General features: G+C 72.4%; 12 protein-coding genes and 3 pseudogenes. 11 read left to right on the top strand and 4 right to left on the bottom strand.

The window, feature by feature from the left end:
* Positions 1-41: 41 nt before the first annotated feature.
* Positions 42-1,202 carry a DUF4870 domain-containing protein gene (locus ACIBFB_RS03615; protein WP_397225779.1) on the bottom strand — a complete coding sequence of 387 codons (1,161 nt, stop codon included), beginning with the start codon at positions 1,200-1,202 and terminating at the stop codon, positions 42-44.
* 130 nt (positions 1,203-1,332) lie between these two features.
* Positions 1,333-2,172 carry a DUF3097 domain-containing protein gene (locus tag ACIBFB_RS03610; RefSeq protein ID WP_397225777.1) on the bottom strand — a complete coding sequence of 280 codons (840 nt, stop codon included), beginning with the start codon at positions 2,170-2,172 and terminating at the stop codon, positions 1,333-1,335.
* A gap of 211 nt (positions 2,173-2,383) precedes the next feature.
* Here ACIBFB_RS03610 and hrcA point away from each other — a divergent pair, with 211 nt between their 5' ends.
* The 3 genes from hrcA to ACIBFB_RS03595 are packed head-to-tail and all read left to right on the top strand — an operon-like array spanning position 2,384 to position 5,275.
* Positions 2,384-3,397, top strand: a complete 1,014-nt coding sequence (hrcA, locus tag ACIBFB_RS03605; RefSeq protein WP_397225775.1) for a heat-inducible transcriptional repressor HrcA — start codon at positions 2,384-2,386, stop codon at positions 3,395-3,397.
* Between the two features lie 4 nt (positions 3,398-3,401).
* The gene (gene dnaJ / locus ACIBFB_RS03600) at positions 3,402-4,541 is read left to right on the top strand and encodes a molecular chaperone DnaJ (RefSeq protein WP_397225773.1); all 1,140 of its coding nucleotides are present in this window, start codon (positions 3,402-3,404) and stop codon (positions 4,539-4,541) included.
* On the top strand, positions 4,538-5,275 hold the full coding sequence (locus ACIBFB_RS03595) for a 16S rRNA (uracil(1498)-N(3))-methyltransferase (protein ID WP_397225771.1): 738 nt from the start codon (positions 4,538-4,540) through the stop codon (positions 5,273-5,275). The genes dnaJ and ACIBFB_RS03595 overlap by 4 nt, the downstream gene beginning before the upstream one ends.
* A gap of 130 nt (positions 5,276-5,405) precedes the next feature.
* Here ACIBFB_RS03595 and ACIBFB_RS03590 read toward each other — a convergent pair whose 3' ends face one another.
* Together ACIBFB_RS03590 and ACIBFB_RS03585 are read right to left on the bottom strand one after the other, a co-directional pair.
* Complete coding sequence (locus ACIBFB_RS03590; protein ID WP_397225769.1) at positions 5,406-6,122, bottom strand: hypothetical protein; 717 nt, start codon at positions 6,120-6,122, stop codon at positions 5,406-5,408.
* Positions 6,119-6,649 (bottom strand): SigE family RNA polymerase sigma factor, encoded by a 531-nt coding sequence (locus tag ACIBFB_RS03585; RefSeq protein ID WP_397226421.1) that lies wholly within the window; start codon positions 6,647-6,649, stop codon positions 6,119-6,121. The genes ACIBFB_RS03590 and ACIBFB_RS03585 overlap by 4 nt, the downstream gene beginning before the upstream one ends.
* 344 nt (positions 6,650-6,993) lie before the next feature.
* Here ACIBFB_RS03585 and ACIBFB_RS03580 point away from each other — a divergent pair, with 344 nt between their 5' ends.
* The 8 genes and pseudogenes from ACIBFB_RS03580 (at position 6,994) to era (ending at position 13,072) form a co-directional block, all read left to right on the top strand.
* The gene (locus ACIBFB_RS03580; protein ID WP_397225767.1) at positions 6,994-7,344 is read left to right on the top strand and encodes a histidine triad nucleotide-binding protein; all 351 of its coding nucleotides are present in this window, start codon (positions 6,994-6,996) and stop codon (positions 7,342-7,344) included.
* Between the two features lie 210 nt (positions 7,345-7,554).
* A pseudogene (locus ACIBFB_RS03575) lies at positions 7,555-8,253 on the top strand (PhoH family protein); the annotation flags it as partial.
* Positions 8,242-9,063 (top strand): annotated as a pseudogene (locus ACIBFB_RS03570) (LAGLIDADG family homing endonuclease); the annotation flags it as partial. The pseudogenes ACIBFB_RS03575 and ACIBFB_RS03570, both read left to right, overlap by 12 nt.
* A gap of 270 nt (positions 9,064-9,333) precedes the next feature.
* Positions 9,334-9,726: pseudogene (locus ACIBFB_RS03565) on the top strand (PhoH family protein); the annotation flags it as partial.
* Positions 9,727-9,882: 156 nt separating this feature from the next.
* Positions 9,883-10,371 (top strand): rRNA maturation RNase YbeY, encoded by a 489-nt coding sequence (gene ybeY, locus ACIBFB_RS03560; protein ID WP_397225765.1) that lies wholly within the window; start codon positions 9,883-9,885, stop codon positions 10,369-10,371.
* On the top strand, positions 10,368-11,753 hold the full coding sequence (locus tag ACIBFB_RS03555) for a hemolysin family protein (RefSeq protein WP_397225763.1): 1,386 nt from the start codon (positions 10,368-10,370) through the stop codon (positions 11,751-11,753). The genes ybeY and ACIBFB_RS03555 overlap by 4 nt, the downstream gene beginning before the upstream one ends.
* Entirely contained in the window at positions 11,750-12,094 is a 345-nt protein-coding gene (locus tag ACIBFB_RS03550) for a cytidine deaminase (RefSeq protein WP_358563438.1), read from the top strand. The genes ACIBFB_RS03555 and ACIBFB_RS03550 overlap by 4 nt, the downstream gene beginning before the upstream one ends.
* 9 nt (positions 12,095-12,103) lie before the next feature.
* On the top strand, positions 12,104-13,072 hold the full coding sequence (gene era, locus ACIBFB_RS03545; protein ID WP_397225761.1) for a GTPase Era: 969 nt from the start codon (positions 12,104-12,106) through the stop codon (positions 13,070-13,072).
* Positions 13,073-13,166 lie beyond the last annotated feature (94 nt).

Below are 13,166 nucleotides of genomic sequence, written 5' to 3'. Positions count from 1 at the left end.
GTGTCCCTTCGTGCTGACTCACTCAGGCACTCATGGGGGGACTACTTCAGGAGTCGGATGCTCACCGGGTAGCGGTACCAGATTCCCTTGTTCGCGTTGGAGGCGCCCAGGACGCCGAGGACGATCGCGAGGATCCAGATCAGCGCGATCACGGCGATGCCGATCCAGGACAGCCCTGGGAAGAAGATACCCAGTCCGATGAAGACCACGCAGGCGAAGACGTAGGGGATGAGCAGCGTCAACTGGAAGTTGGCCGCCTCCGACGCGTGGTGCCGCACGGTCGGCGACTGGTCGCGCTTGGCGAGGTAGATCGCCAGGGGCGGGATCCACCCGAGGAAGGCGACCACGAACCCGGACAGGTGCGCGATCATCGACACGAGGGTGCCGTCGTCGGCCGGAGCGGGAGGCTGACCGTAGGGGCCGGGCTGACCGTGCGGCGCCTGGGCGCCGGGGAACCGCGGCGGCTGGGGCTGTCCGAATCCGGGCTGGGCCGGCTGACCGGGCCGGGGAGCGAATCCGGACTGAGCTGCCGCGAGCTGCTGGCCGTAGGACTGCGGGGGCGCGGCCTCCGGCTGCGGCGCGTACGGCGGCTGCCCCGGGGCGCCGGGCGGCGGGGCGAAGCCCGGCTGGCCGCCCGACGGCTGCTGGCCCTGCACCGGCTGGCCCTGGAACGGCTGCCCCGCCTGGCCCGGCGCGGGCTGCTGGGGATAGGCCTGGGGCTGAGCCTGGTCGGGCTGGGGAGCGTAGGGCTGCGGGGCCTCGGGCCGGGGAGCGTAGGCGGACTGCCCGCCCGAGGGCTGTCCGTAGCCCGGCTGCCCGCCCGAGGGCTGTCCGTGGCCGGGCTGGCCACCGGACGGGTGGCCTCCCTCCGGCCGCGGCGCGTACGGCGGCTGGCCGCCGGAGGACTGCGCGTATCCGGGCTGGCCCGCGTAGGGCTGCTGCTGCACCGGCTGGGCCGTGTAGGGGGGCTGCCCGCCGGAGGGCTGGCCGTGGCCCGGGGGCAGGGGCTGAGCTGCCTCCGGCCCCGGCGCGTACGGCGACTGCTCACCGGACGGCTGGGTCGGCCCGGGCTGTGCGGGCGGTTGCTGCGCGGACCCCTGCGCCTGGGCCTGGTCCGGCCGTTCCGGGGCCGACGGGGGCTGCTCCGGCGGCTGACCCTGCGGGTCCTCCGGGGACGGGGGGTTCGTCGGGGTCTCGCTCATGCTGATCCTTGGCTCCGCTGCTGAGGGGCGGTTGTTGTCTGGGGGTCTGTGCCGACGACCGCGGAGGGCCCGGGACGGGCGACCGGCACGACCGGACGCAGGGCGTCCTCGCCGTCGCCTGGTGTGAATCCTAGTGTTCGCCGGGATGCGGTCCCGTAACGAAGTCGATGAGCTCCTCCACGCGGCCGAGAAGGGACGGTTCCAGGTCGGCGTACGAGCGGACCGACCCCAGGATCCGGCGCCAGGCCCCACCGGTGTCCGTCCGCCAGCCCAGGGCCCGGACCACCCCCTCCTTCCAGGGGACACCCCGGGGCACCTCCGGCCAGGCCGCGATGCCCACGCTGCGGGGGCGCACCGCCTGCCAGACGTCGACGTAGGGGTGTCCGGTCACCAGCACGTGGTCGCCGCGGATCTGTGCGGTGATCCTGCTCTCCTTCGACCCGGGCACCAGGTGGTCCACCAGGACGCCCAGCCGGCGGCCGGGGCCGGGCGCGAACTCCGCGACGATCGCGGGCAGGTCGTCGACGCCCTCGAGGAACTCCACGGCCACACCCTCCACCCGGAGGTCGTGGCCCCAGACCCTCTCGACCAACTCGGCGTCGTGCGCGCCCTCGACGTAGATGCGGCTCTCGCGTGCCGTGCGCGCCCGGGCGCCCGTCACCGCGACCGAGCCCGAGGCGCTGCGCAGCGGCCCCCTCGGCGCCCCGGCGGGGCGGACGAGGGTGACCGGCTCGCCGTCCACCAGGAACGCCGCGGGCTCCAGATCGAACACGCGGCGCCGGCCGTGCCGGTCCTCCAGGGTCACGGTCGCCTTGTCCCAGGCCACCACGGCGCCGCAGAACGTCTCCTCGGCGTCCTCCACGACCAGGTCCCGGCTCAGCGGCGTCTCGCGGACCGCGCGCCTCCCGGGCCGTCGCCAGTCCTCGGCCAGCACGTCGCGGCCGTAGCGGCCGGTTCCCTTGGTAGCCACGGTCGTGCAGTCTACTGGTGCGGGGTCCGCGCCCCGTGAGGCGATCGGGTGCGGCGGCCGACACGGCCGCCGCCCGCCTGGCCGGCGTCAGCCGGGCCAGGAGGGAAGATCGGGGATCGGAGGCCGCGTTAGTACTCGTGGGTAGCCGACCGCGTTTGCGGCCGGGCATAGAATTAGCACTGAGGACCACGGAGTGCCAGGAGGTGGCGAGTTGCTGGATGAGCGCAAGCTCGCGGTCCTGCGTGCGGTCGTCGAGGACTTCGTCAACACCAACGAGCCCGTGGGGTCCAAGTCCCTCGCCGACCGGCACCGTCTCGGGGTCTCTCCCGCGACCATCCGCAACGACATGGTCGCCCTCGAGGAGGACGGCTACATCACCCAGCCGCACACCAGTGCCGGGCGCGTGCCGACCGACAAGGGCTACCGCCTCTTCGTCGACCGCCTCTCCTCGGTCAAGCCGCTGTCGGCGGCCGAGCGGCGTGCGATCGAGTCGTTCCTCACCGGAGCCGTGGACCTCGACGAGATCATCGCGCGCACGGTGCGCCTGCTCGCCCAGCTCACCCGCCAGGTCGCGATCGTCCAGTACCCCTCCCTGACCCGTTCGTCGGTGCAGCACGTGGAACTGGTGCCCCTGGGGGCGATGCGGCTGATGATGGTCGTCATCACCAACACGGGCCGGGTCGAGCAGCGGGTGATCGACGGCGCGGGCGAGATCAGCGAGAGCGCGGTCGGCGATCTGCGCTCCATGCTGAACCGGGCCATCGCGGGACTTCCCCTCGGCGACGTCCCGGACGCGGTGGACGACCTCCCCGCCCAGATCGACCCCGAACACCGCCCCATGGCCGTCTCGGTCCTCTCGGTCCTGCTGGAGAGCCTGGTCGAGCGGCACGAGGAGAAGATCGTCCTGGCCGGGACCGCCAACCTCGCGGCGGTGGACTTCGCGGCCAGTCTGCGGGACGTTCTGGAAGCACTGGAAGAGAACATGGTCCTCATCCGTTTGCTGGGTGAGGCGAAGGACCCTTCGATGCTGACCGTGCGCATCGGCGAGGAGAACTTCCACGAGGGTCTGCGGTCCACCTCCATCGTGTCGGCCGGCTACGGCGTGGGAAACCAGTCGCTGGCCAAGATCGGAGTCGTGGGTCCCACCCGGATGGACTACCCGGGAACGATGGGCGCCGTACGCGCGGTGGCCCGGTATGTCGGACAGATTTTGGCAGGACAGTAACTCAGTGGCCAGAGACTATTACCAGGTTCTCGGGGTGCGTCGTGACGCGTCCAAGGACGAGATCAAGAAGGCGTACCGCCGGCTCGCACGCGAGCTGCACCCGGACATCAACCCGGACCCCGCCACCCAGGAGCGCTTCAAGGAGGTGACCCAGGCCTACGAGGTCCTCTCCGACGAGAACAAGCGCCGGATGTTCGACATGGGCCAGGACCCCTACGCTCCGGCGGGCGGCGGCCCCGGCGGCTTCGGCGGCGCGGGCGGGTTCGCGTTCGACGACATCATGAACGCGTTCTTCGGCGGCGGTCAGCCCGGCGCGCGGGGGCCGCGTGAACGGGTCCGTCGTGGACGCAGCATCAAGATCCGCGTCGAGCTGGATCTGAAGGAGACCGCCTTCGGCGTCAGCAAGGACATCACCTTCCCCACCGCGATCCTGTGCGAGACCTGCCAGGGCGAGGGGACGGCCGCCGGGTCGCACCGCACCACCTGCGACATGTGCCACGGCCAGGGTGAGGTCTCCCAGGTCACCCGTTCCTTCCTCGGCCAGGTCATGACCTCGCGCCCCTGCCCGCAGTGCTCGGGCCAGGGCACGGTCATCACCGACCCCTGCGCCGACTGCGCGGGCGAGGGCCGGGTGCGGGAGAAGGTGACCCGCACGGTCAAGATCCCCGCCGGCGTCGACGACGGCACCCGCATCCAGCTCGCGGGCGAGGGCGAGGTCGGCCCCAACGGCGGACCGCGCGGCGACATCATCCTGGAGATCCTCCAGCGTCCCCACCCCACCTTCGAGCGCCGGGGCGACGACCTCCACTGCACGGTGACCGTTCCCATGACGGCGGCCGCGCTGGGCGCCTCCTTCGCCTTCGACACCCTCGACGGCACGGAGAACATCGACCTGCGCCCCGGCACCAACTCCGGCCACGTCATCACCCTGCCGAACAAGGGCGTCACCCACCTCGACGGAGGCGGGCGGGGCGACCTGCGCATCCGCGTCGACGTGGAGACCCCCTCCAAACTCGACGAGGAGCAGGAGGCCCTGCTGCGCAAGTTCGCCGAGCTGCGCGGCGAGGACCAGTCGCCGGGCCGGTTCAGTCCGGGACACGGCGGCCTGTTCGCCAAGCTCCGCGACGCCTTCGGAGCCAAGTGACCCCGCCGGTCTTCCTCGTCGGGACCGCCGACCTGGCGGCCGACCGGATCGAGGTGTCGGGTCCGGAGGGACGGCACGCGGCGGTCGTCCGCAGGATCCGCGAGGGCGAGACGGTGGACCTGTCCGACGGCCTCGGCCGACGTGCGCGCTGCACGGTGACCGGGGTCGCCAAGGACGGCATCGTCTGCCGCGTGGTCGACCGGTGGGACGAACCCGAGCCCAGCCCGCGCCTGACCGTCGTCCAGGCCCTGCCCAAGGGCGACCGCGGCGAGCTGGCCGTGGAGATGATGACCGAGGCGGGGGTGGACACCGTCGTGCCCTGGGCGGCCGAACGCTGTGTCACCCGCTGGAAGGGCGACCGGGCGGCCAAGTCCCTGGGCAGGTGGCGCGCCACCGCCCGGGAGGCCGCCAAGCAGGCGCGGCGGGGGCGGCTGCCGCAGGTGTCGGACCTCGCCGACCGCACGGCCGTGACGGCGCTGCTGGCCGGGGCCGACCTCGCCGTCGTCCTGCACGAGGACGGCGCCCGGCGCCTGGCCGACCTGGACCTGCCCCGGGGCGACGCGGCCGGGATCGTCCTGGTGGTCGGTCCCGAGGGCGGCTTCTCCGACGGCGAACTCGACGACTTCACCGCTGCCGGGGCGGTCCCGGCCCTGCTGGGCCCGACGGTCCTGCGCACCTCCACCGCCGGGGTGGCGGCGCTGTCGGTGCTCCAGACGCGCACCGGTCGATGGTGAGGGGCGCCCGCCGGGCGTGACGAACGGTCCGCGGCACGCGTGAGGTCGGGGCGCGCACGGACGACATGACATGGGGGCGTGCCCGGGATCCGGTCCCGGGCACGCCCCCGCGCTCGCTGCGGACGTCTGGTCAGCGCACCGTGGACTCCACCGGAGCGTTGGTCGTGTCCGTGCCGCCCGCGCTGTCCCCGGGCGACTGGCCGCCGTTCCCCGCACCGTCCGAGCCGCCGTCCTGGCCCGAGCCGTCCTCACCGCCGCCGGTGCCGCCGGTGCCGCCCTCGGAGTCGTCGTCGGTGGGCTCGTCGTCGGGGGTGGCGCACTCGTCCGCGGGGGGCGTCGACGGCTGCGCGCCGTCGGAGCTCTCCCGGTCGGTGGGGGTGGCTTCCACCGGGGTGCAGGTCGCGCTGGCCTGGATGTCGTCGGGCGACGAGGACGGCGCCCGCGAGGGTTCCGGGGTGGGCGTCGGAGCGTCAGTGGGCTCCGGCTCCGGAGCCGGAGTCCCACCGCCCGCGTCGGGGGTGGGAGCGTCGGTGGCGACGCCGTCCCCGGAGGGCTCGGCGGCCTGGGGCGTGCCCTCGCGGTCGGCGCCCGCCGTGGTCATCTCCAGTACGTGGTCGCGGACCTCGGGGCTGGAGATGACCACAGACGCGGCGATCAGGACCGCTCCCGCCACCGCGAGCGCCGGTCGTAGCCAGGGCAGTCCGAACCACGCCCAGCCGCGTCCGCGTTCGGTCCGCTCACGGATCAGGTTCAGGGCCTCGGCGGAGGGCTCGACCGCGTCCGCCTCGGATCTCAGGACCGAGCGGAGCCGGCTCTCGAACGCGTCGTTCTCGGATGGACTGGTCATGTCGTCTGCTCCAGGACAGAGCGGAGTGCGGAGATGCCACGGGACGTGTGACTCTTCACCGCGCCCTTGCTGATCCCCATGGCGTCCGCGATCTGCGCCTCGGACAGGTCGCCGTAGTACCGGAGCACGATGGCCTCTCGCTGACGGGTGGGTAGTTTGCGCAGGGCCCTGATGACGGCCTCGCGTTCCAACTGGCTCATGGCGCCGTGTTCCGCGCTGGGAGCGTCGGGCAGCGCCTTGGGCGCGTGCTTCTCCACGACGGCCCGGTGGCGCAGAACCGACCGGGCCTTGTTCACGACCGCCTGCCGGAGGTAGGACAGGGCCTTGTTGGGATCGCGCAGGCGTCGCCAGGCCGAGTGCATGGCGACGAAGGAGTCCTGCACGACCTCCTCCGCGGTCGCGTGGTCCCGGACGAGCAGCGAGGCGAGACGGACCAGGGGACGGTAGTGCTCACGGTAGAGCTCGGTCACCGCGTGGTCGGCGTCCCAGGCAACGGCGAGGGAAGCCGTGGTGGCTCCCGCCACCATGGTTTCAGTCGTCACATCAGTTCGACGCACACCCTTGTCGCGGGGTTTACGAAAGGGCATACCTCTTCTTTTCCAAGTAGGGGTGCGTTTCAGGCCGAACACGCCGGAGGGTGGACGTCGGCGGAGGAGGCCGACGACCCGCCGCGCACGGGTGCAAAGCCTATCGTGCTTCTCCCAAAGGAGACGCGGTACCAGGGTTTCCGGTTCCGAACCCGATGGCGTGCGGTGGGCGGGACCTGCGGCATCATGGGGACCGGACATTCCGAGACGGCCGCCACGGAGCCCCCCGCGCGGGCCCGCGCACGGGAACGATCCGGGCGGCAGTCCCCCGACGGAGGTACGCGATGGCCGAGGCCGACTGCCTGTTCTGCAAGATCGTGCGGGGGGAGGTGCCCGCCGAGATCGTCCGCGAGGGGAAGCGCACCGTCGCCTTCCGCGACATCAACCCCCAGGCGCCCACCCACGTGCTGATCGTCCCGCGCGACCACCACCCGGACGCCGCGGCCGCGGCCGCCGCCGGGACGGGGCTGCTGGACGAGATCGCGTTGGAGGCCCGTGAGGTGGCCGAGGCGGAGGGCGTGGCCGAGTCGGGGTACCGCCTGGTGTTCAACACCGGCAGCGGCGCCGGGCAGACGGTGTTCCACCTGCACGGGCACCTGCTGGGCGGGCGCGGTCTGAACTGGCCGCCCGGGTAGGGCTCCGGTCCCCGGTGCGGTCGAAAAAGCGATCGAGCCGGACGGAGGCGCGTTGGTAGACTCAAGGCGTGGTCCCAGGGGCCGGTGAGCCGCGCGAGGCGCCGGTCGAGGGGCGGGCCCGGTACCGGTTTCGGGTGCCGGGGGCGGCGCACCCCGCCGGAGCGGGCGGGGTCGGAACGAAGGGTGGGACAGCGGCCGCAAGGCCACGTCATGGCCGAGACAACGCACACGCAACCGCGACAGGACACGCAGGTCAAGGTCGTGGTCCCGGACGAGCACACCATGGTCGGCCTGCTGGGCTCGGGGGACGAACTCCTCCGGGCGCTGGAGCGGGCGTTCGAGAGCGACATCCACGTCCGCGGCAACGAGTTCACGATCAGCGGCAGCCCCGAGGAGACCGCGGTCGTGGTCCGCCTCGTCGAGGAGCTCATCGAACTCGCCAAGAGCGGCACCCACGTCACCCCCGACACCATCGACCGCATGGTCCACATGCTGCGCACGCCCGGCACGGAACGCCCCGCCGACGTGCTCACGACCAACATCCTGTCCAACCGGGGCAGGACGATCCGCCCCAAGACCGTCAACCAGAAGCGGTACGTCGACATCATCGACCGGCACACGGTCGTGTTCGGCATCGGACCGGCGGGAACCGGCAAGACCTACCTGGCGATGGCCAAGGCGGTCAAGGCCCTCCAGGACAAGGAGGTCAACCGGATCATCCTCACCCGTCCGGCGGTCGAGGCGGGCGAGCGGCTGGGTTTCCTGCCGGGCACCCTCTACGAGAAGATCGACCCGTACCTGCGGCCGCTGTACGACGCGCTGCACGACATGCTCGATCCGGACTCGATCCCCAAGCTGATGTCGGCCGGGACGATCGAGGTCGCGCCCCTGGCGTACATGCGTGGCCGGGCCCAACCGGTCGGGACGAAGGTCCTCACCCCCGAGGGCTTCCGTCCGATCGGCGAACTTCGGGTCGGCGACCTCGTTGTCGGCTCGAACGGTGAGCCCACACCGGTGATCGGGGTCTACCCGCAGGGCAGGAAGGCGATCTACCGATTCGCGTCGCAGGACGGCGCCTCGACCCTGTGCTCCGAGGACCACCTGTGGTCCGTGCGCACGCGCGACGACACCCGGCGCGGGAAGCCGTACCGGGTGCTCACCGCCAAGGAGATCATCGAGAGCGGCCTGCGGACAGCCCACGGCCACACGTACGAACTCCCGTTGCTCAGCGCCCCGGTGGCCTTCCCGGCACGGGACGTGCCCATGGATCCGTACGCCCTGGGACTGCTCCTGGGGGACGGGTGCCTGACCGGGTCGACGGTGCCGGGCTTCGCCGCCGAGGACCCGGAGCTGGCCGAGTCGCTCGACCGGCTCCTGCCCGGGGTCCGGGTGAGGTGGAGGTCGGGGCCGGACCACGTCCTGAACCGGGAATCCCAGCCCGGCGACGCCATCACCATCGCCGACCCGGTGACGGCCGTCCTGCGGGAACTCGGACTGTGGGGCACGGGCTCGGGCACCGAGTTCGTCCCGCACGACTACCTGTACAACACCGCCGACGTCCGGCTGGCCCTGCTCCAGGGGCTGCTGGACGCCGAGGGCGGACCGGTCACCCAGGCCGGTCGCAGCTGCCGGATCCAGTACGGCACCACCTCTCCGCACCTGGCGGAGGCGGTCCGGTTCCTGGTGCGGTCGCTCGGCGGAGTGGTGTACGAGCGCACACGCCGCGCGGAGGCAGGGGCGCCCGGCCGGGACCGGGGCCGGGAGGTGTTCCACCGCCAGGACGCCCACGTCCTGGACCTGCGGCTCCCCGAGGGGATCGCACCGTTCCGGCTCGGGCGCAAGATCGACGGGTACCGTGCCAGCGGCGGCGGCCGTCCGACGCGCTTCGTGGACTCCGTCGAACCGGCGGGGACCGAGGAGTGCGTCTGCATCCAGGTGGCGGCGGAGGACTCCCTCTACGTCACCGAGGACTTCCTGCTGACGCACAACACCCTGAACGACTCCTTCATCATCCTGGACGAGGCCCAGAACACCTCGCCCGAGCAGATGAAGATGTTCCTCACGCGGCTCGGTTTCGGGTCGAAGATCGTCGTGACCGGCGACGTCACCCAGGTCGACCTCCCCGGCGGGCAGACCAGCGGCCTGCGCACCATCGAGAACATCCTGAGTGACATCGACGACATCGCCTTCGTCCGCCTGTCGAGCGAGGACGTGGTCCGGCACAGGCTCGTCGGTCAGATCGTGGACGCCTACGGCCGCTACGACGCCGCCCAGGCCGGTCGGCCGGGCGCCAACGGAGGGCGCCCCCGCCGGTCGGGGCACCGGCGGAGCTCCGCCGACACCCCGACCGACGCCGGGGCGGGGAGCGGCCACGCCGAATAGCGGGCAGACTGGAGTAGTACGACGTCCGAGCTGATGGGCCCGCCGTGGTGCGGGCCCATCGGCGTCGGGCGTCCCGGCGCGGACGCGACGGCGACGCGCCGCCGGGCGGTCATCCCGCTCGGCCATGACGATTCCCAAGTGAGGCAGCCGCAACCGATGAGTATCGACGTCGCCAACGAGTCGGGCGTCACCACCGTGGACGAGGAGCGACTCTCCCGCCTGGCTCGGCACGTGCTCGACGCCATGCGCGTCCACCCGCTGGCCGAGCTGTCCGTGGTGCTGGTGGACGAGGAACCGATGACGGACCTGCACGTCCGGTGGATGGACGAGCCCGGGCCCACCGACGTCCTCTCCTTCCCGATGGACGAGCTGCGTCCCGGGGGCCCCGGCCGCACCAGCGAGCCGGGCGTCCTCGGCGACGTGATCATCTGCCCCCAGGTCGCCGAACGCCAGGCGCGCAAGGCCGGGCACTCGACCGAGGCCGAGATCGACCTGCTGTGCACGCACGGCATCCTGCACCTGCTGGGCTACGACCACGCCGAGCCCGACGAGCACAAGGAGATGTTCGGTCTCCAGGCCGAGATCCTCTCCGCCTGGCGTGAGCGTGAGGCGACCGTGTCCGGGGGAGACGAGAGCGACCGATGAGCGCCGCGTCGACCACGGACCCGTGGGCCGCGGGCGACCCCGTCCTGTGGGCGGGCGCGTTCGCCGCCGCCCTGCTGCTGACGGCCGCGGCCGGGTTCCTCGCCGCCGCCGAGGTGGCGGTCACCCGGGTGGCCTCCGTGGGGCTGCCCGAGGCGTCCGGTGAGCGGGGCTCCGCCCCGGGGTGGGCGCGCGTGGCCGCCGACCCCACCCGCCACCTGAACGTCCTGCTGCTCCTGCGCGTGGTCACCGAGGTGTGCGCGGTGCTGGCCACCGCGTCGGGCATGGTGGTCCTGCTCGGACCGGGCTGGCCCGCGCTGGTCCTGGCCCTGGTCGCGCTGGTCGTGGTCGAGTCGGTGTTCGTCGCGATCGCCCCGCGCATCCTCGGCCGCCAGTTCGCCGGGCCGATCGCGTTGGCGAGCGCGGCCGTCGTGCAGCCCCTGCAGTACGTGGTGGGGCCGGTCGCCCAGCTCCTGGTGGGGGTGGGCCGGGCGCTCACCCCCCGGGAGAAGGGGGACCGCGAGGGTCCGTTCAGCACCGAGGTGGAACTGCGCCAGCTCGTGGACCTGGCCGAGCGGGGCGAGGTGATCGACCCCGAGGAACGCCAGATGATCCACTCGGTGTTCAAGCTCGACGACACCTCGGTGCGCGAGGTCATGGTGCCGCGCCCCGACATCGTGTTCACCAACCGGGAGGCGGACGCCGACGCGGTCCTGTCGCTCGCGCTGGCCAGCGGCTATTCGCGGATCCCGGTGACGGGGGAGGACGAGGACGACGTGGTCGGCATCGTCTACCTCAAGGACCTGGTGGAGAGGCTGCGCGACCGCTGGTCGGCGACCGCGGGCGGGGGCACTGAGCCGCCGATGACCGCCGCGGACGTCATGCGCCCGGCCACCTACGTGCCCGACACCAAGCCGATCGACGAGCTCCTGCGCGAGATGCAGCAGCAGCGCAACCACGTCGCCGTGGCCATCGACGAGTACGGCGGCACGGCGGGCCTGGTGACGCTGGAGGACATCGTGGAGGAGATCGTCGGGGAGATCACCGACGAGTACGACCACGAGATCCCGCCGGTGCAGTGGCTGGACGAGTCGCGGGTGCGGGTGACCGCCCGGCTTCCGCTGGGGGAGCTCGCCGAGCTCTTCCCCGACCTGGACCTGGACGCCCCGGAGGTGGAGACGGTCGGCGGTCTGGTGGCGTACGTGCTGGGCCGGGTCCCCGCGGGTGGTGCACAGGCGCAATACGCTGGTCTCAGACTCACCCTGGAGGGTCGGGGCGGTCGCCGGAACCGCCTGACCACGGCCCTGGTGGAGCGCCTGCCGGACGACGGCGGGGCTCCCGGCGGCCAGGGGCGGAACGAGGACGTAAGGAGCACGGAGCAGTGACGGACACGACGGGGCTGGGCCCCGAGGACGGCAAGCTCATCACCCTCGCCCGGGCCTCCCGGGCCCGCAACGCGGCGGCCGAGGGCGCGGCGGTACGCGACGAGACCGGGCGCACGTACGTCGCCACGACGGTGTCGCTGCCCTCGCTCCGGCTCACCGCGTTGCAGGCGGCCGTCGCCGCGGCCGTGTCCAGCGAGGCCTCCGCTCTGGAGGCCGCGGTGGTGGTGACCGAGGCCAAGGAACTGAACGAGGACGACCGCGCGGTCGCGGACGACCTGAAGACCCAGGTGGTGGTGATCGCCGCCCCCGACGGGGTGCCCGCGAGCATCACCCGGCGCTGAGAAGGAAAGATGAACGACCTCGACCTGGAGAGGCTTCGGCTTCCGCTGCCCGCGCTCTCCCGTCCGGAGGGTTACCGCAGCGGGTTCGCCTGCTTCGTGGGCCGTCCCAACGTGGGCAAGTCCACGCTGATGAACGCGCTGGTCGGCCAGAAGGTCGCGATCACCAGCAACCGGCCGCAGACGACCCGGCGGACGGTGCGCGGGATCGTCCACCGGCCCGACGCCCAGCTGATCATCGTGGACACGCCCGGCCTGCACAAACCCCGCACGCTGCTGGGGGAGCGGCTGGACTCGTTGGTGCGGTCCACGCTGGTCGAGGTGGACGTGATCGCGTTCTGTCTGCCCGCCAACGAGCCGATCGGCCGGGGCGACGCCTACATCGCCAAGGAGTTGGCGGAGCAGACCAACACGCCGGTGGTCGCCCTGGTCACCAAGACCGACCTGGCCGACCGGGCGGCCGTCGGCGAGCAGTTGCTGGCGGTGCAGGAGCTGGGCGACTGGGCGGACATCGTGCCGGTGTCGGCCCAGGGCGGGTTCCAGCTCGACACGGTGACCGACGTGCTGTGCTCGCACCTGCCGGAGGGGCCGCCGCTCTACCCGGACGGCGACCTGACCGACGAGCCCGACGAGATGCTCGTGGCGGAGTTGGTGCGCGAGGCGGCGCTGGAGGGCGTGCGCGACGAGTTGCCGCACTCGATCGCGGTGGTCGTGGACGAGATGACCGAGCGGGAGAACACCCGGCCCGGCAAGGAGCTGGTGGACATCTACGCGTCGCTGTACGTGGAGCGCTCCAGCCAGAAGGCGATCGTCATCGGGTCGAAGGGGTCGCGGCTGCGCGACGTCGGCTCGCGGGCGCGCAAGCAGATCGAGGGGCTGCTGGGGCGGCGCGTCTTCCTGGACCTGCGCGTGCGGGTGGCCAAGGACTGGCAGCGCGATCCCAAGCAGCTGCGCAAGCTGGGCTTCGACCAACCGACCTAGTCTCTGCGGGCCTCCGCTTCGCTGAGGCCCGCACGGTAACCCCCGCAGGTGGCCGTTCCGGGAAACGGAGGCGGGGCCGTGACCACTCCGGTCA

Source organism: Nocardiopsis sp. NPDC050513 (genome assembly GCF_044457925.1).
In the GTDB taxonomy this organism is placed as follows: Bacteria; Actinomycetota; Actinomycetes; order Streptosporangiales; family Streptosporangiaceae; genus Nocardiopsis.
The sequence above is the reverse complement of the archived record's forward strand: the minus strand, read 5'-3'. Positions and strand labels throughout refer to the sequence as shown.

Coding starts and splice junctions, on each gene's coding strand:
- ACIBFB_RS03615 (WP_397225779.1), bottom strand. CDS start 1,202: ATGAGCGAGACCCCGACGAACCCCCCGTCCCCGGAGGACCCGCAGGGT.
- ACIBFB_RS03590 (WP_397225769.1), bottom strand. CDS start 6,122: ATGACCAGTCCATCCGAGAACGACGCGTTCGAGAGCCGGCTCCGCTCG.
- ACIBFB_RS03585 (WP_397226421.1), bottom strand. CDS start 6,649: ATGGTGGCGGGAGCCACCACGGCTTCCCTCGCCGTTGCCTGGGACGCC.
- ACIBFB_RS03580 (WP_397225767.1), top strand. CDS start 6,994: ATGGCCGAGGCCGACTGCCTGTTCTGCAAGATCGTGCGGGGGGAGGTG.
- ybeY (WP_397225765.1), top strand. CDS start 9,883: ATGAGTATCGACGTCGCCAACGAGTCGGGCGTCACCACCGTGGACGAG.
- ACIBFB_RS03555 (WP_397225763.1), top strand. CDS start 10,368: ATGAGCGCCGCGTCGACCACGGACCCGTGGGCCGCGGGCGACCCCGTC.
- era (WP_397225761.1), top strand. CDS start 12,104: ATGAACGACCTCGACCTGGAGAGGCTTCGGCTTCCGCTGCCCGCGCTC.